This window comes from Gemmatimonadales bacterium, assembly GCA_036265815.1.
In the GTDB taxonomy this organism is placed as follows: Bacteria; Gemmatimonadota; Gemmatimonadetes; order Gemmatimonadales; family GWC2-71-9; genus CAVVWJ01.
This window is the reverse complement of sequence record DATAOI010000047.1, coordinates 25,694-46,375: the sequence shown is the minus strand read 5'-3', so window position 1 is coordinate 46,375 and position 20,682 is coordinate 25,694. Positions and strand designations below refer to the sequence as shown.

24 protein-coding genes, 1 tRNA gene and 2 pseudogenes are annotated in these 20,682 nt (G+C 69.7%); 3 read left to right on the top strand and 24 right to left on the bottom strand.

Translation table 11 applies throughout. The features are described from left to right. Positions 1 to 2 precede the first annotated feature (2 nt). Genes VHR41_09890 through smpB form a run of 6 tightly spaced genes read right to left on the bottom strand, consistent with a single transcriptional unit; the run spans position 3 to position 5,102 of the window. A complete protein-coding gene (locus tag VHR41_09890; GenBank protein HEX3234495.1) occupies positions 3 to 416 on the bottom strand; it encodes a hypothetical protein in 414 nt (137 codons plus the stop codon). Continuing rightward, complete coding sequence (pyrF, locus tag VHR41_09885; protein HEX3234494.1) at positions 401 to 1,096, bottom strand: orotidine-5'-phosphate decarboxylase; 696 nt, start codon at positions 1,094 to 1,096, stop codon at positions 401 to 403. The genes VHR41_09890 and pyrF overlap by 16 nt, the downstream gene beginning before the upstream one ends. Then, positions 1,086 to 1,967 carry a dihydroorotate dehydrogenase gene (locus VHR41_09880; GenBank protein ID HEX3234493.1) on the bottom strand — a complete coding sequence of 294 codons (882 nt, stop codon included), beginning with the start codon at positions 1,965 to 1,967 and terminating at the stop codon, positions 1,086 to 1,088. Before VHR41_09880 ends, pyrF begins: the two co-directional genes overlap by 11 nt. Beyond that, a complete protein-coding gene (locus tag VHR41_09875) occupies positions 1,964 to 3,430 on the bottom strand; it encodes a hypothetical protein (GenBank protein ID HEX3234492.1) in 1,467 nt (488 codons plus the stop codon). Before VHR41_09875 ends, VHR41_09880 begins: the two co-directional genes overlap by 4 nt. Continuing rightward, positions 3,427 to 4,620 (bottom strand): N-acetylmuramoyl-L-alanine amidase, encoded by a 1,194-nt coding sequence (locus VHR41_09870; GenBank protein HEX3234491.1) that lies wholly within the window; start codon positions 4,618 to 4,620, stop codon positions 3,427 to 3,429. Before VHR41_09870 ends, VHR41_09875 begins: the two co-directional genes overlap by 4 nt. After that, the gene (gene smpB / locus VHR41_09865) at positions 4,617 to 5,102 is read right to left on the bottom strand and encodes an SsrA-binding protein SmpB (protein HEX3234490.1); all 486 of its coding nucleotides are present in this window, start codon (positions 5,100 to 5,102) and stop codon (positions 4,617 to 4,619) included. Before smpB ends, VHR41_09870 begins: the two co-directional genes overlap by 4 nt. Before the next feature lie 206 nt (positions 5,103 to 5,308). Between smpB and VHR41_09860 the strand changes: the two genes are divergently transcribed. Further along, a tRNA-Leu gene (locus tag VHR41_09860) sits at positions 5,309 to 5,392 on the top strand. Between the two features lie 161 nt (positions 5,393 to 5,553). On the opposite strand, the gene moeB is transcribed toward VHR41_09860, so the two are convergent. The 6 genes and pseudogenes from moeB to VHR41_09830 form a co-directional block, all read right to left on the bottom strand. Then, positions 5,554 to 6,693 (bottom strand): molybdopterin-synthase adenylyltransferase MoeB, encoded by a 1,140-nt coding sequence (gene moeB, locus VHR41_09855; GenBank protein HEX3234489.1) that lies wholly within the window; start codon positions 6,691 to 6,693, stop codon positions 5,554 to 5,556. A 33-nt stretch (positions 6,694 to 6,726) separates the two neighbouring features. Next, a pseudogene (locus tag VHR41_09850) lies at positions 6,727 to 6,987 on the bottom strand (MoaD/ThiS family protein). A gap of 2 nt (positions 6,988 to 6,989) precedes the next feature. Next, complete coding sequence (locus VHR41_09845) at positions 6,990 to 7,421, bottom strand: M67 family metallopeptidase (GenBank protein ID HEX3234488.1); 432 nt, start codon at positions 7,419 to 7,421, stop codon at positions 6,990 to 6,992. Further along, positions 7,418 to 8,341 (bottom strand): PLP-dependent cysteine synthase family protein, encoded by a 924-nt coding sequence (locus tag VHR41_09840; protein HEX3234487.1) that lies wholly within the window; start codon positions 8,339 to 8,341, stop codon positions 7,418 to 7,420. Before VHR41_09840 ends, VHR41_09845 begins: the two co-directional genes overlap by 4 nt. A 64-nt stretch (positions 8,342 to 8,405) precedes the next feature. Then, positions 8,406 to 8,864, bottom strand: a complete 459-nt coding sequence (locus tag VHR41_09835; GenBank protein HEX3234486.1) for an Rrf2 family transcriptional regulator — start codon at positions 8,862 to 8,864, stop codon at positions 8,406 to 8,408. Positions 8,865 to 8,917: 53 nt separating this feature from the next. After that, positions 8,918 to 9,721, bottom strand: a complete 804-nt coding sequence (locus VHR41_09830) for a hypothetical protein (GenBank protein ID HEX3234485.1) — start codon at positions 9,719 to 9,721, stop codon at positions 8,918 to 8,920. Between the two features lie 109 nt (positions 9,722 to 9,830). On the opposite strand from VHR41_09830, the gene VHR41_09825 reads away from it, so the two are divergent. Further along, positions 9,831 to 10,598, top strand: a complete 768-nt coding sequence (locus VHR41_09825; protein ID HEX3234484.1) for a metallophosphoesterase — start codon at positions 9,831 to 9,833, stop codon at positions 10,596 to 10,598. A 17-nt stretch (positions 10,599 to 10,615) separates the two neighbouring features. On the opposite strand, the gene VHR41_09820 is transcribed toward VHR41_09825, so the two are convergent. Continuing rightward, positions 10,616 to 12,037: an aspartate ammonia-lyase gene (locus VHR41_09820; protein HEX3234483.1), complete on the bottom strand. Its 1,422-nt coding sequence runs from the start codon at positions 12,035 to 12,037 to the stop codon at positions 10,616 to 10,618. Between the two features lie 95 nt (positions 12,038 to 12,132). On the opposite strand from VHR41_09820, the gene VHR41_09815 reads away from it, so the two are divergent. Next, the gene (locus VHR41_09815) at positions 12,133 to 12,456 is read left to right on the top strand and encodes a cupin domain-containing protein (GenBank protein HEX3234482.1); all 324 of its coding nucleotides are present in this window, start codon (positions 12,133 to 12,135) and stop codon (positions 12,454 to 12,456) included. On the opposite strand, the gene VHR41_09810 is transcribed toward VHR41_09815, so the two are convergent. The 11 genes and pseudogenes from VHR41_09810 to VHR41_09760 all read right to left on the bottom strand — a co-directional run bounded on the left by VHR41_09810 (position 12,427) and on the right by VHR41_09760 (position 20,648). Then, positions 12,427 to 13,293, bottom strand: a complete 867-nt coding sequence (locus tag VHR41_09810; GenBank protein HEX3234481.1) for a lysylphosphatidylglycerol synthase transmembrane domain-containing protein — start codon at positions 13,291 to 13,293, stop codon at positions 12,427 to 12,429. The two genes, VHR41_09815 and VHR41_09810, sit on opposite strands and share 30 nt — an antisense overlap. Beyond that, the gene (locus tag VHR41_09805; protein HEX3234480.1) at positions 13,290 to 14,021 is read right to left on the bottom strand and encodes a polysaccharide deacetylase family protein; all 732 of its coding nucleotides are present in this window, start codon (positions 14,019 to 14,021) and stop codon (positions 13,290 to 13,292) included. Before VHR41_09805 ends, VHR41_09810 begins: the two co-directional genes overlap by 4 nt. Beyond that, entirely contained in the window at positions 14,018 to 15,160 is a 1,143-nt protein-coding gene (locus VHR41_09800; GenBank protein ID HEX3234479.1) for a glycosyltransferase, read from the bottom strand. The genes VHR41_09805 and VHR41_09800 overlap by 4 nt, the downstream gene beginning before the upstream one ends. Before the next feature lie 281 nt (positions 15,161 to 15,441). After that, complete coding sequence (locus tag VHR41_09795; protein HEX3234478.1) at positions 15,442 to 16,089, bottom strand: MBL fold metallo-hydrolase; 648 nt, start codon at positions 16,087 to 16,089, stop codon at positions 15,442 to 15,444. Then, positions 16,082 to 17,047 (bottom strand): thioredoxin-disulfide reductase, encoded by a 966-nt coding sequence (gene trxB, locus VHR41_09790; GenBank protein HEX3234477.1) that lies wholly within the window; start codon positions 17,045 to 17,047, stop codon positions 16,082 to 16,084. The genes VHR41_09795 and trxB overlap by 8 nt, the downstream gene beginning before the upstream one ends. 84 nt (positions 17,048 to 17,131) lie before the next feature. Beyond that, positions 17,132 to 17,968, bottom strand: coding sequence for a hypothetical protein (locus VHR41_09785; protein ID HEX3234476.1), 837 nt, complete (start codon positions 17,966 to 17,968; stop codon positions 17,132 to 17,134). Further along, positions 17,913 to 18,644 carry an SDR family oxidoreductase gene (locus tag VHR41_09780; protein HEX3234475.1) on the bottom strand — a complete coding sequence of 244 codons (732 nt, stop codon included), beginning with the start codon at positions 18,642 to 18,644 and terminating at the stop codon, positions 17,913 to 17,915. The genes VHR41_09785 and VHR41_09780 overlap by 56 nt, the downstream gene beginning before the upstream one ends. Next, positions 18,644 to 19,381, bottom strand: coding sequence for an SDR family oxidoreductase (locus VHR41_09775; protein HEX3234474.1), 738 nt, complete (start codon positions 19,379 to 19,381; stop codon positions 18,644 to 18,646). Before VHR41_09775 ends, VHR41_09780 begins: the two co-directional genes overlap by 1 nt. Further along, positions 19,378 to 19,665, bottom strand: a pseudogene (locus tag VHR41_09770) (redoxin domain-containing protein). Before VHR41_09770 ends, VHR41_09775 begins: the two are co-directional and overlap by 4 nt. Positions 19,666 to 19,680: 15 nt before the next feature. Next, complete coding sequence (locus VHR41_09765; protein HEX3234473.1) at positions 19,681 to 19,824, bottom strand: redoxin domain-containing protein; 144 nt, start codon at positions 19,822 to 19,824, stop codon at positions 19,681 to 19,683. After that, the gene (locus VHR41_09760; protein HEX3234472.1) at positions 19,821 to 20,648 is read right to left on the bottom strand and encodes a PHP domain-containing protein; all 828 of its coding nucleotides are present in this window, start codon (positions 20,646 to 20,648) and stop codon (positions 19,821 to 19,823) included. Before VHR41_09760 ends, VHR41_09765 begins: the two co-directional genes overlap by 4 nt. Positions 20,649 to 20,682 lie beyond the last annotated feature (34 nt).

Sequence of the window (20,682 nt, the reverse complement as noted above, 5' to 3'; positions counted from 1 at the left end):
CTTCACCCCACGACGCGCAGCTCCACCAGCCTCCACCCCTTTGGCCCCAGCCGGTAACCCAGAAGCAGGCTCTGCAGCCGCACGTCCTGGGTCCCGGCCACCCGGTACTGCCGTTGCAGCTCTACATAGCCCTGCCCCGGCTCCACCTCGCGCGCCGCCCGGACGTTGATCTCCACTTCCTGCGCCCCGGCCAGAAAGTCCGAGATCAACGCCGCGGACTGGGCAGGGCCCAGCGCCGTCGACGGGTCGGCGCCCGGAAGCTGCAGGACCAGCCCGGGGCTCTCGGCCACCAGGCCCGCGGCATCATGGGCCAGCCAGGCCTTCCGGGCCTGTTCCGCCGACTCGGTGAGCCCGCGCTGCTGCGCCTGGAGCACCAGTGGGAGGAGTACCGCGAGCAGGATCACGAGCCGACGCACTGGGCCTCCTCCACGAACCCGCGGAACGCCGCCCCCGCATCGCCGGCCTGCAGGATCGGCCGGCCGATCACGAGGTGGGTCGCGCCTGCGGCCACGGCGTCCGCGGCCGTGGCCACCCGAATCTGGTCCCCTTCCGGGTCGCTGCCTCGGCGGATGCCCGGCACCACGATCAAGGCCTGAGGTCCCAGGCGGTGCCGCACGGCCGCCACCTCGCGAGGCGAGCAGACTAGGCCGGCGAGGCCGGCCTCGAGCGCCTCCACCGACTGTCGCTCCACCTCCGCCAGGAGGTCCATCTCGGGCCGGCCGATCGCTCGTGCGTACGATGTCGCGTCATGGGAGGTGAGCACCGTGACGCCGATCAACTTGAGATCGGCTCCGGCGCTTGCGACCGCCGCCGCCATCATCCTGGCGCCGCCGAGGGTATGCACCGTCGCCAGAGCCACGCCGAGCTCCCGCGCCGCGCCGACTGCCTCGCTCACCGTGTTGGGGATGTCGTGCCATTTGAGATCCAGAAAGACACTGAGCCCGCGCCGCACCAGTGTGCGAACCAGATCGGGACCCTCCCGCGTCATGAGGATGGACCCGACCTTGACCCACCGGGCTTCCGGCACCCGATCGAGCAACCGAAGGGCCTCCGCGCCGCTCGGCAGATCCAGGGCGATGATCACCTCAGCCATCATGACGCTCCAGCTCTGCGAGGATCCGTTCCGGGAGTCGAGGATCGGCCAAGGCGGCGGTGCCCAACCCCACCAGTGACGCGCCCACGCCGAGGTACTGCCTGACGTCGGCCGCCGAGCGGACGCCGCCCACTCCGATTACCGGCATACCATCGGTCCGCTCCACCACCCGCGCCACCGCGAGAAGGCCGACCGGCAGCAGTACCGGGCCGCTGACTCCTCCGTACCCGTTCCCCAGGCGGCGCGCCCCGTCCCCTGCAAGGAGGAGGCCGGGAATGGTGTTCACCACCGAGACCGCGTCTGCCCCGGCGTCCCGGGCCACCAGCGCCATCGCCGGAATGTCGGGCAGGACGGGCGACAGCTTGGCCACGAGGGGTAACTCGGTGCGCGTGCGGCAGAGGGCGACGATGCGGCGGACACACTGCGGGTCTGCCCCGAACTCGATGCCGCCCGCGCTGGTATTGGGACACGACAGATTCAGCTCGAACCCGGACAGCCCGGGCGCGCCGTCGAGTCCGCTCACCACGGCCGCGTACTCTTCGACGGTGAAGCCCACCACGTTGACCAGCACCTGGGCTCGCGACAGGCGCGACGCGAGCCACGGGAGGTGCTCCGAGCGGACCCGCTCCAGCCCGGGATTCGCCAGACCGACAGAGTTGAGCATCCCGCCCCGGAACTCCGCCACCCGGGGAGGAGGGTTGCCGTGCCGAGGCTCGAGCGAGACCGCCTTGGTGACCAGGCCACCGAGTCGGTCGAGATCGAGGACGCCATCCAGCTCGCGGCCGAAGCCGGCCGTACCGGCGGCGAGAATGATCGGATTCTGAAAGCGGCGGCCGAGCAGCGTCCGGGAAAGATCGCCGGCGGCGACCGTCACGGCTCGGGCCGGCGCGGCCGCCCCGGCCGGCCCGGAGTGGCCACGCTGTCGAGGGCGCCCGGCCGCCGCTGCGGTGTCACCGAGGGCGCCTGTTCGCCGCCCGGCTGCCGACCCCGGACCTGGCCGGTGCGACGAGGGGCAGCCTCAGCGGCCGCGAAGCTGCGGAGCGAGTCTTCCAGCAGTTGGTAGGCCGGCGCTTCCTCGCCTCGGACCAGTGCGGCGTACGGACTGGCGGCGTAGCGCTCGGAGAGAAGCGTGCGCGCGGTGTCGGCCCAGGACGAGTCCAGCTGCTGCGCCGCCAGGAGCGCCTTCGGAGCGTAGGGCGAGTTGGGCACGCCCTCCACAATGCGGCGGAAGAGAGTCGCGGCGAGCATCGGTGCCCCGAGCGAGTCCCGGGCGACCTCGGCCACCAGGAAGAGGCGCAGGTCCTCTTGGGGAGCGGCAACATCGGCGGAGTCCGCCACGCCACGAACGCGATCGACGGCAAGGTGAAGCGGGGCGGCCTCCTCTACAGCCAGACCACTGCTCTGGCTCAGCGCTTGGAGCGAGTCACTCACTGGTCCGAGCTCGGCCGCGGACCGGACCCGCGCGAGCGAGCGCCGCATCAGCCGCAGCCTGGCTCGGCGGGCATCCACCGTGTTGCCGCCAACCTGGACGGCCTCCTGCAGGCGCCGAGTAGCTCGGGCGGAGTCGGTGAGGGTGAGTCGCTCGGCATCATCCAGCAGCCAGCGCGCCCGCAACTCCGGCGCGGGTGGCCGTTTCTCGATCAGCCGGTCGACCAGCCTCGAAGCATCTCCAGGACTCTGTCCTGCCAGGGCCGCCACCAAGTCATCCCAGGACCGGGTCGAATCGGCCCGCGAGATCAGCGTATCGACCACTGCAAACGCCTCGGCCTTGCGGCCCGCGCCCGCCAGCGCGAGGAACAGGTCTTCCTGCGCCCGAGGGTCGGCGGACTCCTGGAAGAGCGTCACGGCCTCCTGATAGCGGCCCGCCAGCCGGAGCACCCGGGCATGCTGCAGACGGGCCTCCCGCCTCCGCACCGGATCCCGGCTGTCGATCACGCGGATGAACGCCAGATCGGCCGCGTTGGCATCACCCGCCTCCAGAGTGCAGCGCCCGAGCGCGAGGATTCCCTCTTCGGCCAGCTGGGTTCCCGGGGCAAGCAGGGCCGCATGACCCAGCGGAGAAACGGCCGGGCCGCACTGGCCCAATCGGGCGAGGGCCACGCCGCGCAAGACGGCCGCCTGGTTGGCGTACTTGCTGTCCGGGTGGCGGACCGAGACCGACTCGGCGCGGATGACCACCTGGCCCCAGAGGTTGGTGGCTTCGAAGGTGCGCCCGTCGCGCTCGGCTTTTCGAGCCGAGCGGGCCAGCCGATTGGCGTTATACATCCCGTTGTAGTAGACGCAGCCGCCCAGCAGCAGAACGGCCAGCAGGCCACAGCACTTCGATAGCGACCTCATCGGCGGGTCCCCGAGTCGGCCGAGGTCTCCGTCTTTCGCTCGTATTCGTGCAGGTACTCGACGATGGCATCGGCCACGGCCGACGCGAGGGCCTTCTGGCTGGAGCGCGCCGTCAGGAAGCGCCCGTCCTGGGGATTGGTGCTGTATCCCATCTCGACCAGAATGGCGGGCCGACGTGCGGTGGTCAGGACCATGAACCCAGCCTGCTTGACCCCCCGGCTTTCACCGGTGTGCACGGTGCCGAGCCCGCGCTGTACCAGCTCGGCCATCCGAGCGGATTCGCGGAGATGCTCGTTCTGCTGCAGGTCCTTGAGAATGAAGTCGAGGCCGCCGACCGTACCGATCTCACTCGGGTCGGCCTCGAAGCGCACGGCATCGTTCTCCATCTTGGCCACCCGGGCGGCGTCCTCGGTCTTGGCTTCGGCCAGGAAGAAGGTCTCGTAGCCGCGCACGTCGGTATAGCCGGGCCGGCGCGCCAGCGAGTTCACGTGGAGGCTGACGAACACGTCGCAGGCCTCGCTGCAGTAGCCGCCCCGGTCTCCCAAGGCGATCAGGGTGTCGGTGGTGCGGGTCATGATGACGCCGATGCCGCGCCGGCGTAGCTCCTCGCGCAGCAGCAGGCCCACCTGGAGGGTCACATCCTTTTCTCGGGTGCCCCGGGGGAAGAAGACGCCGGGGTTGCCCGGATCGACACCCCCATGTCCGGGGTCGATAGTGACGACGTGACCCGGGTGGAGTCCGTTGCTCATGCGGGCCACGGCCGTCCGCGCCGGCGCCGCGGGCGCCGGCGCGCCGAGATCCCGGAGCCGGCCGGTGCGACCATCGTAGCGGTACCGCTCTCCCAAATAGTACGGCAGAATCTCGGCGACAAATTGAAAGGGAAGGAACAGGCTGTCCCGGGAAAGCGACGCCGGCCCGGCCAGGGGGCGGAGCTGGCTGCTGAACACGAACAGCGGCGCCCCCACCAGGAATCGGAACGGCTGGTGCGCCACCGTCACTTCGGCCCATCCGCTGTCGATCCGGACGGTGCCGCTCAACGCGGTCAGCAGCCGGGCTGCCGAGAGCACGGGCGCGCCGGAGGCGTCCAGACTGACCGGCACTCGGGTGTCTCCCCGGGTGCCACTCACCGTCACCTCACGGGGAACCGTGCTACCGAGCAGGACGGCGAAGAGGCCAAGCGTGGCGATCATCGGCGGCCCCGAACCGAGACCGCCCGCGCCATCTCCCGCTCCTCTGCCCGCCGCTTGAGGTCCTCGCGCTTGTCGTGCTGCTTCTTGCCCCGGCCGAGAGCGAGGACCACCTTGGCGCGTCCATTCTTGAAGTAGAGCTCGAGCGGCACCAGGGTCAGTCCCCGCTGCTCCACCGCGCCGATGAGCTTCTCGATCTCCCGGCGATGGAGGAGGAGCTTGCGGGACCGGACCGGATCGTGATTGTAGCGATTGCCCTGCTCGTACGGAGTGATGTTCATGCCCTCCAGGAACACCTCGCCCCTCCGCACTCTGGCGTAGGCCTCCTTGATGGAGGCCTTCCCATTGCGGAGCGACTTGACCTCGGTCCCGGTCAGCACGATCCCCGACTCCCACGTCTCGAGAATGTGGTAGTCGTGGGTCGCCTTCGGGTTCCGGGCGACCGACTGCCTGCGCTCATCGGGTGGGGGAGTCTCGCGGGTCACGTCGCCATTCCTAAGCAAAGGATAGGCCACCACTTCGGGAGGGTCAACCCGATGAGGACCTGGCTAGGACTGGCTCAGCCGTGATCGCTCCCGGAGGCCGGCTTCCGATATCGAGATATCACGTCTCGTTTCCGGAAGCCCACAACCTTTGAGGGGGTCGGATGTGGGTTGATTCTGCTCCTGCGGCGCGCTAGCTTTGCGCCCTCGCCGAAGTGGTGGAACTGGTAGACGCGCTGCGTTCAGGGCGCAGTGGGCGCAAGCCCGTGCGGGTTCGAGTCCCGCCTTCGGCATGGGGGAAGGGCGGCAAGGACGGCAAGGAAGAAACGAGAGGACGGGAGGTCGTCTCACCACGGCCCGCCCTCCTCTCGTTTTTGTGCGTTCGCTCCGTGTGTACGTTCGCTCCCTGCCGTCCTTGCCGTCTTTACCGTCCTTGCCGCCCTTGCCACCCTCCCTAGTACCTTGCCATCCCCGGCTCGATCCGCTCGGCCCATGCGTCGATGCCCCCGGCCAGGTTCCGCACCTTGCCGAAGCCGGCGCCCCGCAGGATCTCCAGCGCCTTCATCGACCGTGCACCGTGATGGCACTGGGTGACGATCTCGGCATGTCCGTCCAACTCGCCCAGGCGGTCGGGAAGCTGGCTCAGCGGAATGAGCCGGGCGCCCTCGATGTGGCTGATCTCCCACTCGTGGGGCTCGCGGACATCGATCAGGACCAGCTCGTCCCCCTTGGCCTCCCGCTCGCGGGCGAACTCCTCGACCGAGATCTCCAGTCCGGTGTAATCCGGCTCCGCCCCGATTCCGCAGAAAGCCTGATAGTCGATCAGCTCGTGGATGGTCGGGCGGTCTCCGCAGATCGGGCAGTTGGGATCCTTCCGCAGCTTGAGCTCCCGGAAACGGAGCTTGAGCGCGTCGAACAGGACCAGGCGGCCGATAAGCGTGTTGCCGGCGCCGATGATCCACTTGATCGTCTCCAGGGCCTGGATGCTGCCGATGATGCCGGGCAGGACCCCCAGGACACCGCCTTCGGCGCAGCTAGGCACCAGTCCCGGCGGCGGCGGCTCGGAGTAGAGGCACCGGTAGCAGGGACCTTCCTTGGCGTAGAACAGGGAGGCCTGCCCCTCGAACCGGAAGATGCTGCCATAGACGTTGGGCTTGCCCAGCAGCACGCAGGCGTCGTTGACCAGATAGCGGGTGGGGAAGTTGTCGGTCCCGTCGACCACGATGTCGTATTCCCTGAACAGGTCGAGCGCGTTCTCCGACGTGAGCCGGGCTTCGTGGGTCTCCACCGAGACATTGGGATTGAGATCGGTGAGTCGGGCCTTGGCGGACTCCAGCTTCGAGTGACCGAGCGTGGAGGTGCCGTGCACGATCTGCCGTTGCAGGTTGGTCAGATCCACGACGTCGAAGTCCACGATCCCGATGGTGCCGACGCCTGCCGCGGCGAGGTAGAGTGAGAGCGGTGAGCCCAGCCCGCCGGCGCCGATGGTGAGCACTCTCGCGGCCTTGAGCTTCCGCTGACCCTCCACCCCGACTTCTGGAAGGAGGAGATGGCGGGAATAGCGCAGGATCTCCGCGTGGGAGAGCTTGGGCAGCGCCGTCTCCACCGCCGGCCGCCCCCCTGCGATGCTGGGGACGATGGTCAGCACGTCGCCCTCTCGCACCGGAGTGGCGGTGGACTCGAGCTGACGGATGTCGGTGTCGTTGAGGTAGAGGTTGACGAAGTTCCGCAGCCGGCCGTCGTCCTGCACCAGGTGCCGCTTGAGGCCGGAGTGGGCCACCAGCAGCCCATCGAGCACTTCGCCCACGGTACGACCGGGCAGCTCCAGCGCATCGTGCCCGCCGGTGAACCCTCGAAGGGGAGTGGGAATGGAAACGGTCACAGCCATGGTCACACCTCGCTGGGCACTTCGAGTGGCTCGGGATGCATGATGGGGCGCTCGTCGTCCAGCAGCCAACTGGCGACCTCGGTGCCGCGCCCGCCTTCGACGCTGACGATCAGATAACTGTACCAGGGCCAGGCGTGCTCGGCATCGAACGCCGACGGGACCGCCGGATGGTCGGGGTGGGAATGGTAGTAGCCGACGACCTCGAGGCCTTCGGTCCGGAGCGTCGACTCGAGCCGCCTCAGGTCGTCGGGCGCGATGAGATACCGGTGCGGATCATCGGTGCGCCGGTTCACCGCGGGGGCCAGCCGAGTCACTTCCTTCACACCATCGCCATCCAGGCGCCCGACGAGGACGCCGCAGCACTCGGAAGGATACGCCCGCTCCCCGTGCTCCCGGATGGCCTCGATGAGCTGGGCCGGCAACCGAAGGGTCATCGCTCCTCCCAGCGGTGGGGCTCGCTCAGGTAGCGGGCCCCCGTGTCACAGCCGATGACGACGACGACGCCGTCGGGCTCACGCCGAAGGATATCTCGTGCGGCCGCGACCGCGGCTCCCGCCGACCAGCCCACCAGGATGCCGTTCCGGGCAAGCCAGCGGGAGGTGGCGTCCGCGGTCTCGGTGGGGATCTCAGCCACCAGATCGGGTACCGTGGGATCGTACAAGGCCGGGGGCTCCGCTGTCGTGGCCAGGTGCTTCAAGCCTTCCAGTCCGTGATAGGGCGAGTTCGGCTGCACGCCGACCAGGGTCACCCCCGGACTCCTGTCCTTCAGATACCCCCCTGTCCCCATCATGGTTCCCGTGGTGCCCATGGCGGCCACGAAGTGGGTGATCCGTCCCCCGGTCTGGCTCCAGATCTCCGGTCCGGTGGTCTCACGGTGGGCCTGGGCATTGGCGGGATTGCTGTATTGATCGGCGTAGAAGTACTTGGCTGGCTCGGAGGCGGCCAGTTCCCGGGCCCGCTTGACGGCGCCATCGGTGCCCTCCAGCCGATCGGTCAGGACGACCTCGGCGCCGTACACCTCCAGCAGCGCGCGCCGCTCGGGGCTGGCGTTGGCGGGCACGCAGACGGTGACCCCGACGCGAGCCGCGGCGCCCAGCATGGCATAGGCGATCCCGGTGTTTCCGCTGGAGGCATCCAGCAGCCGGCGAGCGGGAAGCTCGCCCCGACGGAGCGCGTCGCGCAGGATGGCCCGCGCCGTCCGGTCCTTGACGCTTCCACCGGGGTTGAGCCATTCGGCCTTGAGCCAGAGGCGGCCCCGCCCTTCAGGCACATCGACCGCCAGGAGGGGGGTGTTCCCCACCGCCTGCCAGAGAGCCGGCTCCCTCTGCGCCGAAAGTGGCCGTACCGCAGTCATCAGCATCCTCCCAAACGAAAAAACCCGACCGTGGGGTCGGGTTGCGGGCGAGGGGCGCGATGCGCTAACTCGCCGACGAGATCCCGACCAGCTCCTGGACCCGGAGTTCCTGTTTCATCAGGTCGGCGAGACTGACGCTCTCCAACAGCTCATCCACCCGCTGCTGGAGGGCATGCCAGACCGGCCGGATGCTACAGGTGGCATCGGGGCTACATCGCGCGGCGTCCACCGGATGGCTTTCGCAATTGACTTCAAACGTCTGGCGCTCCGACGCGGTCATGATGTTTCTCACGGAGATGGCCGCGGGGTCCTTGGCGAGGTAGTACCCGCCTTTGGCGCCGCGCACGCTCTCCACCAGCCCGGCGCGCCTCAAGCGCAGCAGGATCTGTTCGACGTAGTCGGCCGGAAGCTTTTCGATGTCGGCCAGCTCCCGGGCGGCCACCGGGCCGCCGCCGGTGCTGCCCCGGCGGGCGAGATGAAGCGAGATGATCAGGCTGTACTCGGTCCAGGTAGTGACCCGCATAGGAGAGGAATATGATGCCGGGAAGATCGGGTATCAATGGCCACCGGATCGGCCTACTTCTTCTCCTTCTCGGCCGAGGTCCAGCGCGCCACCTCCTCGGGGGACATGTTGCCGTAGGGCCGGATCCTGCCGTCCCGGAAGTTTCCCCCCAGGACATCGCCCAGATATTGCGACCAGCTGAGGAGGGTGCCGTTGCAGACCGGCTCGTCGGAGTCGGGCGAGTGGAGCTCGGACTGGAGGCGGGCAAGCAAGGTCTCCATGACTCTGACAGGCACCCGCGAGCGCGCGCTGGGATAGATGAATCCGAACAGCACCAGATGGGCGAACAGCACCCGCCAGTACGCCCCGAAGCGCTCCAGCAGACGATCCCAATCGAGCCGCTCCCCATAGGCGAGAATGATGTGGGCGACGTCGGCGCCATCGAACCGCTCCCGCTCCATGACGAACGCCTTGGACCACAGGCTCTCCTCGGCCGGTGCCACCAGCACGTTCACCCCGAGCACGTTCTCCTCCCTGGCGTGCTCGAACCATTGGTCGTCCACGACCGCAAGCCCGTTCCCGGAGCTGAAGATCACGTCGATGAAGCCGTCCGGTGAGCGAATCTTGGCCAGCCAATGGGAGACCAGCTCCGCCTGGTAGCCCGCCGCCGTGCAGGCGTCCAGCAGCCGGTGCACGTCCCGGGGCCGGACGAAGAGGTCGAGATCCTTGGTGGACCGATCGATGCCCGCCTGGTGCAGAAACGCGAACGCCCCCCCGACCAGGAACGGCACATCGGCGCGCCGGAGCACGTCCATCGCCTGCCGGTAGTAGGCTCGCGATGGGGTTTCGACCAGGGACTGCGTGGGCGACATCGCCATCCCAGCCTCCTCCGCCTTGGGGGGGAGATCATCATACCATGGCCGGGTCCGGACCGGTTGTGGCGGGGATCACCGCTCCGGAGTAGGGGTCGGGGTTGATTGGACGCCCATGACCAAGCCTCCCGAGACCATCCGCATCGCCGCGGTCGCCGACCTCCACTTCGGCCACGCCGGCTCGGGCCCGCCGCTGCGAGCCATCTTCGAGCAGCTGGCGGAGCGGGCGGACGTGCTCGCGCTGTGCGGCGATCTGACCGATCGCGGCGAGCCGGACGAGGCGAGGGCGCTGGCTCGAGCGCTCACCTCCGTCACGATTCCCACCGTCGCCGTCCTGGGCAACCACGACTACGAGCTCGGCAAGGTCGCCGAGCTGAGCCAGATCCTCTGCGACGCCGGCGTACGGGTGCTGGATGGCGACGCCTGCGAGGTGCAGGGCGTGGGGTTCGCGGGTGTGAAGGGCTTTGCGGGAGGCTTCGGGCGTGGCGCCCTGGGGCCCTGGGGCGAGGAGATCATCAAGCGGTTCGTACACGAGGCGCTGAACGAGGCGCTCAAGCTGGAGACCGCGCTGAGCCGGCTTCGCACCCGGCGGCGGGTGGTGCTGCTGCACTACTCCCCGATCGAGGGCACGGTTGAAGGCGAGCCCCGCGAGATCTACCCCTACCTCGGCTCCAGCCGGTTGGAGGAGCCGCTCACCCGGTACCCGGTCGATGCGGTGTTTCATGGCCACGCGCACCACGGGAGTCCGGAAGGTCGGACCATGGGGAACGTGCCGGTGTACAACGTGTCGCTCGGCCTGCTGCAGCGGCTCTACCCCGACCAGCCGCCGTTCCGCATCCTGGAGCTGGCACTCGACGGCAAGCCGTCACCTCCCACAGCATAGCCCCACAGTGCGGCGACTCACCCGCCGGCCGGGATGCCCTTGCCGCCGGGGACCCCCAGCTCGGTCATCGCCCGAAGGTCGAGTACTTCCTCCAGCTCGGCGCCTTTCAGGATCTGCTTCCGGGTCACCAGCTCCTTGACCGTGAGCCCGGTGGCGAGGGCCTCCTTGGCCAGCTTGGCCGCTTCGGCGTAGCCGATCTTGGGCGCGAGCGCCGTGACCAGCGCCGGACTCCGCTCCAGCCAATAGGCGCATTGGGCTTCGTCGGCCTCGATCCCCTCGACGCAGCGCTCGGCAAAGACCCGGGTGGCGTTTCCCACGATGATGAGGGCGAACACGATGTTGTGGGTAATGACCGGCATCATCACATTGAGCTCCAGCTGCCCCGCTTCAGCCGCCAGCGCGACCGTGGTGTCCAGGCCCAGGGCCTGATAGCAGACCTGGTTCACCATCTCAGCGATCGATGGATTCACCTTGCCGGGCATGATGCTGGAGCCGGGCTGCACGGCGGGCAGCAGGATCTCGGCCAGCCCGGTCCGCGGGCCGGACGCGAGCAGCCGGATGTCGTTGGCGATCTTGTTGAGGTCCAGGACATAGGCGCGGAGCGCCCCGCTGAGCGTGGCGACGTCGCCCATCGACTGCATGAGCTGGATTCGGTCGGCTCCCTCGCGCAGGTCCAGCCCGCTCACCTGGCGGAGATACTTGACCATGAGCGCGGGATACTCCCGCTCGGCGTTGATGCCGGTGCCAACCGCCGTGCCGCCGATGTTGGTCTCGCGCAGCCAGTCGGCCGCCTGCACCAGCTTGTCCCGGTGGCGTTGAATGGTGTGGCCGTAGGCCGCGAACTCCTGCCCCAGCCGGATCGGGGTCGCGTCCTGAAGATGGGTGCGCCCCGACTTGATGATGGCGTCGAACGCCAGGCCTTTCGCGAGCAGCGCGTTGGCCAGACGGTCGAGTGCGGCGAGCGTGGACGGCAGCGTCGCCAGGACGGCCAGGCGCATGGCCGCGGGGATCACGTCGTTGGTGCTCTGGGCCATGTTGACGTGATCGTTGGGATGGACCGGAGCATAGCTGCCCCGCTCGGCGCCGAGCAGCTCGTTGGCGCGGTTGGCGAGCACCTCGTTACAGTTCATGTTGTGACTGGTGCCCGCGCCCGCCTGATACACGTCCACGATGAACTGATCGCGATGCTGACCGGCCAGGACCTCGTCCGCGGCCTGCACAATCGCGTCGGCCAGGCGGGGCTCGAGACGACCGGTCTCCTTGTGGGTGAGCGCGGCCGACCGCTTGATCCAGACCACCGCGTCGACGAAGGCCGGCAGCGGCCGCAACCCGGAGATGGGGAAGTTCTCCGCCGCGCGCAGCGTCTGGACGCCGTAGAGCGCGGTGGTGGGGACGGCTTTCTCGCCGAGCGGATCGCGCTCGATGCGGGTACTGGTCATGGGCGAAGACTCGGTCCTGGTTCGGGCCACGGGTCGACGGGCGCGGCCGGCTGTGTTCCGGGAATGATAATGCCCGAAGGGAGGATCGACATCGGATGAGCGACTACTGCAAGGCGATCGGCGAGGCGTCCAGCTTCGATCCGACTCGCGCCACCAAGGCCGATCTCTTCCGCGGCAGGCAGCTCTTCGTGGGGCTCAACTGCTTCGAGCCGGGCCAATCTCAGCGGGTGCACGTCCACGCCGGGGCCGACAAGTTCTATCTGATCCTGAGCGGGCGGGCGCGGATGACGGTCGGAACGGAGACCTTCGAGGCCGGGTCCGGCGCGGTGGTGTGGGCACCGGCCGACCTGCCGCACGGGGTGGACCAGGCACTGGAGCGGACCATCATGCTAGTCGGCATGGCCCCACCGCCCGGCTAGCCGCCGCAGCGCCGGCCAGCCGTACACCCGAGCCGCCAGCGCAATCCCCAGCAGCACGCCGATCCCGTTGGTATAGAACCGCCACGCCAGCAATAGCCAGCCCTCCTGCTCGCCCAGGTCACCGGCCGCACCGCCCAGGAATCCCAGCTCGACGGCCCCCGCGCCCGAGGGGGTCGGCAGGACGAGCTGGCTGTACAGCAGCGCGAACGAGCCCACCATGAGCGGGCCGAGCTCGGGGGGGCTGGGCAACGTCAGGGCCAGCACGGGGAGCAGCGCAACTCGGGTGACCAGGTTGATCAGGCTCAGGGGAATGCTGGCCAGCAGAGGCCAGAGCGGCATTCGCCGCCAGTAGACCAGCGCCCGCTTCACCGGCCGGCGGAGCTGGCGGGTGGCGGGAGACGCCACGCGGCGCGCCGCGCGCCAAGCCAGGAGACTCACGACCGCCACCAGCACCACCCAGGGCCAGGCGTGCTCCGCCGCGGCGCTCAGCCGGGGTCCCGCCAGCAGCCACCACTCGGGCGCAAAGCGCCAGATCCACCATCCAGCGGCCACGATCACCACGGGCCAGCCGGCCAGCACCTCAAGGCTGATGGCCACGAACGCCGCCGTGGCCGGCACCCGGGTGCGGAGCATTCCCGCGAGCCGGGCGGGCTCGCCGCCGATGCGAAGGGGCGTCAGGGCGCACGCGGCGTCGCCGAAAGCGTTCAGCACGAAGGAATCGCCCAGGCTGATGCGATATCCCAGACCGCGGACGATCCACTGAATGCGCCATGCCCGGGCCAGCAGATCGATCGCCACCAGACCAAGGCAGAGCAGGTGCGCCTGGACGGCCGTCACGGGATCGGGGCGGCGGCCAGCGAGGAATATCCCACCGGCCGATGCAGCGTCAGCCAGCGGTCGAGACTCACGACCACCGACCTGGCCGTCACCGGATGATCCAGGTCCTGAGGATGAAATGCCAGCCGAGGGAGCGGCGCGCTCCGCTGGAGCGTCCACCTGGCCCGCGCGACCGCCGCCGAGCCCCGCGCGCGGACGGCGGTCCGCGCGCTCCAGCGCACTACGGGTGAGGAGATGCGCCGCCCCGAGGGAAAGAGCCGCACGGATCGCTCGTCCTCACTGAAGCCGAGCCCGGCCGCGCCGGCGGCGCGGTGGCCCTCTTCGCGCGCGAGCCAGGCCGGCGGCACGAAGCCCACCGGCCGGAGTCCCAGCCTGAGCAGGCAGGCGAGACCTCGGGCGATCCTCTGGCCGGCGGCGGCCGCGTCGAGCGTGAGAAACTCGGCCTCACCCGCGGTCCGGCCCCAGGCGCGGAGGCGGTCGCCCAAGGTGCGGGCGAGGCCCGCCTCGTCGTGACGCTCGCCATGGAGCACGATCTCGGCGCCTTCCGCGGCCCGCGCGCGCAGCCACGCGGCAAAGTCGGGATGCCGATCCAGCGGCCAGTTGCCGTGCCAGTCGGGCACCACCAACAAGGCCGGCCTGACCCGGCGCTCGGCGCAGAGCTGCCAGAGCCGCGACACGCCGGCCGCGAGCGCGGGGGTCACGTCGTGAATGGAGATGAGGACGCTCACGAACCGAGAATCTTCGCGTACACGCCGAAGAGAGTGTCGAGCACCGCATCCCAGCCGTGGTTCAGCTCCGCGTAGCGCCGGCCGAGATGGCCACGCGCCGCGAGATCTCCTCCCAGCAGGCTCACGGCGGTCTCGGCCAGTGAGCCCGGGTCGCCGGAACGGAACACGGCGCCGCCTCCCGAGCCAGCCACCGACTCGGCGACCCCGCCGCGATCGGCCGAGAGCACGGGCGTGCCGCTCGCGAGGGCCTCCAAGGCGGAGAGGCCGAACGTCTCGATCGAGCAGGGTGCCACGTAGAGATCGACTGCGGCAAGCAGATCAGCCAGGCGATCGCGGTCCCGCTCGTAGGGAAGCCAGTACACTCGGTCACTTCCGCGGCGGCGCTGCAGTCGGCCGCGGGCGGGGCCGTCGCCCAGCAGGATCAGCCGCGCACCGGTCCGCCGCTCCACCTCGGGCCAGGCGTCGAGCAGCAGACCGATCTCCTTCTCCACCGCGAAGCGGCCGACGAAGATGGCCAGCGGGCCGTCGGGGAGGCCGGCCCGCCGGCGGGTCTGAGCCGCGGCGGCGCGGCGAACCGGATTGAAAAGCTCGAGATCGACACCGAGCGAGATGCGCACGACCCGCTCCACTCCCTCGCGCTCCAGCTCCCCGGCCACGAAGGCGGAGGGCGCCAGCGTTGCGCGGACCATCTGACCCAGCCGGCGCACGTAGCTCCAGGCAAACTCGGACGCCGCGCGGCGGACCGGGCTGGTGCGCTCGGGCCATGGGGCGAGCACCCGGGGAAAGTTGCTGTGGTAAAACCAGACGGCGGGTACGTCGAGTTGCCGGGTCGCGTAGTGCACCAGCCAGGGGACGAACCAGGCGCTCCCGACCTCGATCAGGTCGGGCCGCTCGTGGGCCACGATCCGGCTGGTCGAGCGGGTCGCCAGCATGAACCGGTATGGCTTCTGGGTGGGAATCGTGGGGCCGTGGAGGCGGAAGCAGCGGACCCCGCTGGCCTCGAGAATCGCGTCCCCCGCTCCGGGCACCACGATGGTCTGGCGGAGCCGAGGGCGGCGCTGCACGTAGCGCGCCTTCTGCAAAAGGTAGGTCTTGACTCCCCCGGTGGTATCGCCGAAGAACTCGGTGATGTCCAGCACTCCGAGCTCGGCGGTGGGGCGGAGCCGCGGCGGCAGCTCGATCCGGGAGATGTCCAGCGACGCCCGGGCCGACGCGGGGGCGATCAGCTCGAGATCGAGAAGACCGCCCGCCGCGATGTCAGTCAGAACAATCCCCGAGCGGGTAGAGCGTGCCGCAGTTGGGACACGGGTTCTTGCAGCCGACCGGAAGGCTTCGCACCTCGAACCCGCAGCGATTGCAGACCAGGCGCGGGGCCGGAGCTGCTCCGGATGGGGGTGACCGACGGGAAGCTCCGGTGCCCTCACCCAAGAGGATACGCTCCCGTGAGGAACGGATTGGTGAGCCGTTCGATGCCGATGGTGGTGTCGGGGCCGTGGCCGCTGTAGACCACGGTGGAGTCGGGCAGCGAGAGGAGCTGCGTCTGGATCGACGCCATCAAGGTGGCGAAATCTCCACCGGGCAGGTCGGTCCGGCCGATCGAGCCGTTGAAGAGCACGTCTCCGCTCAAAACCAGTCCGGGCCCGACGAAGCTTACGCTGCCGGGAGAATGGCCGGGTGTGAACCGGACCTCGAACTCGACGCCGCCCACCCGCAGCTTCGCGCCGGGCTCGAGCTCGACGTCGGGCGGTGGCGGCGGCTCGAGCTCGAGCCCGATCCAGCTGCCGAACTGGGGGAGGGCGTCGTAGATCGGCCGATCCAGCCGGTGCATGTGGATCGGCGCGCCGGTGGCGCGCTTCACCGCGCCAACCCCGACGATATGATCGACGTGTGCATGGGTGAGCCAGACGGCCCGGAGGGTCCAGGCCCGGGTGTCCAGCTCGGCGAGGAACATCGCCGGCTCCTCCCCGGGGTCGATGATGACGGCGTCGCGGGTGCGGCGGTCGGCGACGAGGTAGCAGTTCTGAGCCAGCTGGCCGTTCGGCAGGGCCACGACTTCCAGATCAGACACCGACCTTGGCCCCCTCGAGCCGCGCCTGCCGGTCCTTGAGGAACTTCTCGACCGCGATGGCGGCCGTGGTGGCGTCGCCGACGGCGGTGGTGATCTGGCGGGTCAACTGCACCCGGAGATCGCCCGCGGCGAACAGGCCGGGAATGGAGGTCATCATCCGATCATCGGTGATCAGGTACCCACTCGCGTCGTGGGCGAAGTGCTGCTTCACCAGCCCGCTATTGGGCCGGAACCCGATGAACACGAAGCATCCGGTGACCGGCAGCGAGGAGGCCTCCCCACTCAGGGTATCCTCCAGCTCGACACTCTGGAGCCCGGCAGGCGAGCCGATGAGCTCCCGCACCCGCTTGTTCCAGATGACTTCGATCTTGGGGTTGGCGAACAGCCGCGCCTGCAGGATCGGGGAGGCCCGGAGCTCGTCACGCCGGTGAATCAGGTACACCTTCGCCGCGTAGCGGGTGAGGTAGTCGGCCTCCTCCACGGCGGCGTCGCCGCCGCCCACCACGGCGATGGTCTCGCCCTTGAAGAACGCCCCATCGCAGACGGCGCAATAGGAGACCCCGCGGCCGGCATACTCCGCCTCGCCGGGCACCTCGAGCTTGTGCGGGGTGCCGCCGGCGGTAAGGATCACGGCCCGCGCCTCGTAGGTGGTGCCCCCGGTGGTGGCCAGCTCGAAGATGCCGTCCTCCCGGCGGACGATCGACTCGACGGTCTCCTGCCGCAGGTCCGCGCCGAACCGGAGCGCGTGGTCCGCCATCTTCTGGGCCAGCTCGCGTCCGAGGATGTGCTCGAACCCCGGATAGTCGTCGATCCATTCGGTGTTGAGCAGCTCCCCACCAGGCACACCGCGCTCGAGCAGGACCGCCCTGAGCATCCCGCGGCCGGCATACATGGCGGCACACAGCCCGGCCGGGCCTCCACCTACGATGGCGAGGTCGAACTCCTCCGCGCGGTTCATGCGCATCCTCGAAAAGAGATGATGGCCAATCTCACCCGAGACTGACCTCAAATATAAGAACAGCCCAGGGTTCCGCGACCTGGCTCAGCCGACGAATCCGGCCACCTGGGTTAACCGATTCAGGGAGGGATCCGTTCCGAGGTGGAGGAGGCTGGCGGCGCCGTGGCAGGCAGAAATGGTGCCCACCAGGACGTCCAGGGGAGTGCCGTCGTGACCGGCGGCGGCGACCACCGCGTCGCCGGCCAGGACGGCCGCCACGTCGAACATGCCCACGCCGTGCACCCGGTGCCGGCACTCGAAGAGGACCGGCCCGGCGATGGCCGTGCTGGCAGAGAGATGGTGGGTCAGCTCCTCCATCGCCTCAGACATTTCCCAGGTGCGGGGCGCGCGGATGATCGGGCAGATGGCGGGCTCGATGCAGTGGACGGGGCAAAGCCAGTCGGCAAAGGAGACGTAGCGGGTTCCGTCGGGTGCCTGCTCGTCGTACGGAGTGCCGGGGCCGGCCGGCACGGGGCGGGTCTCGACCAGCCGGGCGGGCCAGCGGCGGCGGGCCCGGCGGAGCAGCCATTCGAACATCAGGTGGGGCATGAGGGGGGACGGGACGATCGCGTCCGGGGGATCGCCCGACGGGTCCGCCGCCGCTGCCGCCAGGTAAGCGTCGAAAAACTCACCCCACTCCGCAACCGCGAGCTCCCGGTCCGGCGCGGTGCCCATCTCCCTGGCGAAGCGACAGCCGGGATCGCGGTCGACCACGATCAGCCGGCGCCAGCGCGCTTTGCCCAGCTCGCGCGCCCGGCGGAGCTGGCCGGCGTAGAAGGTCCCGTAGCAGCCGCCGCCCACGATCACCACATCGCGGAGCGCGACCTCAGCGGAGAAGACGTCCACCATCGACGACGATGACTTCGCCGGTGACGAAGTCACCGCCCTCCAGCAGATACAGCAGCGCGGCCGTGGCGTCGGAGGGGCTGCCCAGCCGGCCCAGGGGAGTGGTGCGGGCGAGCCGGTCCCGCTCCGCCGCATCATAGGACTCGGGGACGAGCACCGCTCCCGGTGCGATCGCGTTCACCGTCACCTCGGGGGCGAGGGCCCGCGCCAGCACCTTGGTGAGCATGACGACGCCGGCCTTGCTGATGGAGTGTACCGCGAAGCCGGGCCACGGCTCCAGGCCGCTCAGATCGGCCATGTTCACGACCTTCCCCCGGGCAGCGCGAAGCGCGGGTGCGGCGCCCTGGGTGCAGAAGAACACCGAGCGGAGGTTGAGGTCGAGCACCTCATCCCATTGGGAGGCCGTGGTGTCCTCGAAGGAGCGGCGGTGCATGACCGCCGCGGAGTTCACCAGGACGTCGAGCCGGCCGAACTCCGCCGCCACTCGCCGCGGGAGCTCTGCCGCAGCGGTGGGATCGGAAAGGTCGGCGGCGAAGCAGGCGGCCCGGCCTCCCGCCGCGACGATCGCATCGCGCAGGTCGGTGGCACCCGCCGAGGAGGCGTGATGATGAATGCCCAGCGTCATGCCCCGCTGGGCCAGAGCCTCGGCCAGCGCCCGACCGACCCGGCGTCCCGCGCCGGTGACCAGCGCCACCCGCCCGCGCAATTCCATCAGGTGGGGCCGGAGGTGTCGGCGGCGATCGCCAGGATCTCGCCGGTGACGGCCTCGGGGCCGGAGCTCGCCAGGGACATCACCCCATCGGTGATATCCGACAGCTCGACGTAGGCGGCGGACTCGCCCGAGGCCGCCACGTTGTCGGCGGTCCGCACCATGCCGGGTGCCACCGCGTTCACCCGGATCTTCCGGTCAGCCAGCTCGAGGGCCAGGCTCCGGGTGAAGCCCGCCACCGCGGCCTTGGCGGCGGAGTAGAGCGCCATCGGGCTCTGCGGCTGGAAATAGGCGATGGAGGCGAAATTGACGATGCATCCCTGGGTCCGCGCGAGCGCCGGGATGGCCGCCTGGCTGACGATGATCGTGGTCTTGAGATTGATCGCCAGCTCACGATCGATGGCCGCCATCGTGAGCCCTTCGATCGGCCCGTAGGTGGTGAGCCCGCCCGCCACGTTCACCACCACGTCCAGCCGGCCGAACTGAATGAGGGCGATCTCCACCGCCAGCGCCGCGATATCCGGGTGGCTCAGATCCCCGGCGCAGGGCCGCGCATCGACGCCGAGGGCGCCAAATTCGCGTACCCGTTTGGCGACCCCGACCGCGTTGAGATCGCAGGCCACGATCTTGGCGCCGGCGCGGCCGAACGCGAGCGCCACGGCGTGGCCGATCTGGCCGGCGCGGCCCACGCCGGTCACCAGCACCACCTTGCCGTCGAAGTCATACACCCGCGCGGTCATGGACACCTCAATCCTTCCAGGATCGTCCCGGCGCCGGGGGCGCCCCGTTGGCTATGCAGAATGGTACCATCGTGATCGACCAGGCACACCGACCGCGCGACGGCCGCGCCATCCGGCTGCACCGCGCCATACGCCCGGCTGATGGCGAGCTCGGGATCGGACAGGAGAGGAAACGGCAGGCCGCGGCGGGCGGCGTACCCAGCATGGCTGGTGGTCGAGGCGGGGTTCACGCCGAAGGGGCGCACACCGCAGGTTTGGTAGTCGGCTATCTCGTCGCGCACGGCGGAGAGTTGCCGGTTTCAGCCAGGGGTATCGTTGCCCGGATAGAAGACCAGCAGGACGCGGGACTGCAGCAGCAGGTCGTCCAGTCGGTAGGTCTGTCCGTCGGAAGCGGCGGCGGTGAATCGGGGAGCCTGGCTCCCCGCCGGCAGCAGCGCGATCACGGGCCGACCGACGCAGCCGGGCCCGGCCGCAGTGCCTCCAGCCGCTCCAGCCATTCGATCGGCACCTCCTGGGAGCCGAGCGCGCCGTGACTCTCGCCCGGCTCGGGATCGCCGTGCCAGTCGCTCCCGCCGGTCCGTTCCAGCCCCAGCCGGAGGGCGATCTCGCCGAGCCGTGCACGCAGCTCCGGATCGTGGCTCGGGTGGCGGATCTCGACCGCATCGAGTCCTTCCTGCTTCAAGCGCTCGAGGAACGAGCGAGTGCCCCGCTCCTTCACGTGGGCGATCGAGACGATCCCGCGCACCCCATGCACCAGGTCGCTGATCTCCCGGAACCGGGGCAGCACCTTGTCGACGAACGCCGGCCGGCCCCGGCCGATGTAGCGGTCGAACGCCTGGCCCACGTCGACCGCACCGCCCCGGCGGACCACCGCGCGGGCCACATGGGGCCGCCCGACCGCCCCCCCGCGGGACTCCCGGAGCACGTCCTCGAACTCCAGTCCCACTCCGAGTGCCTGCAGTCGAGTGACCATCTCCCGCCCGCGTCGCACCCGATCGGCCCGGCAGCGCTCCAGGAACGCCTCCAGCTCGGGCGATTGGGACGGCAGGAAGTAGCCCAGCACGTGCATCTCGCCCCAGGGAGCGGCCGCCGAGAACTCGCATCCGCCGATGACCCGAAGACTCAGCCGCTCTCCCGCTACCGTGGCCTCGGGCACCCCGGCCAGGGTGTCGTGGTCGGTGAGGGCGATGGCGCCGAGCCTCGCGGCCAACGCCCGCCCGACCACAGCCTCGGGGGAGAGACTCCCGTCCGAGGCGGTGGAGTGCACGTGCAGATCGATCGTGGCGCCTGCGGGCGCCGGC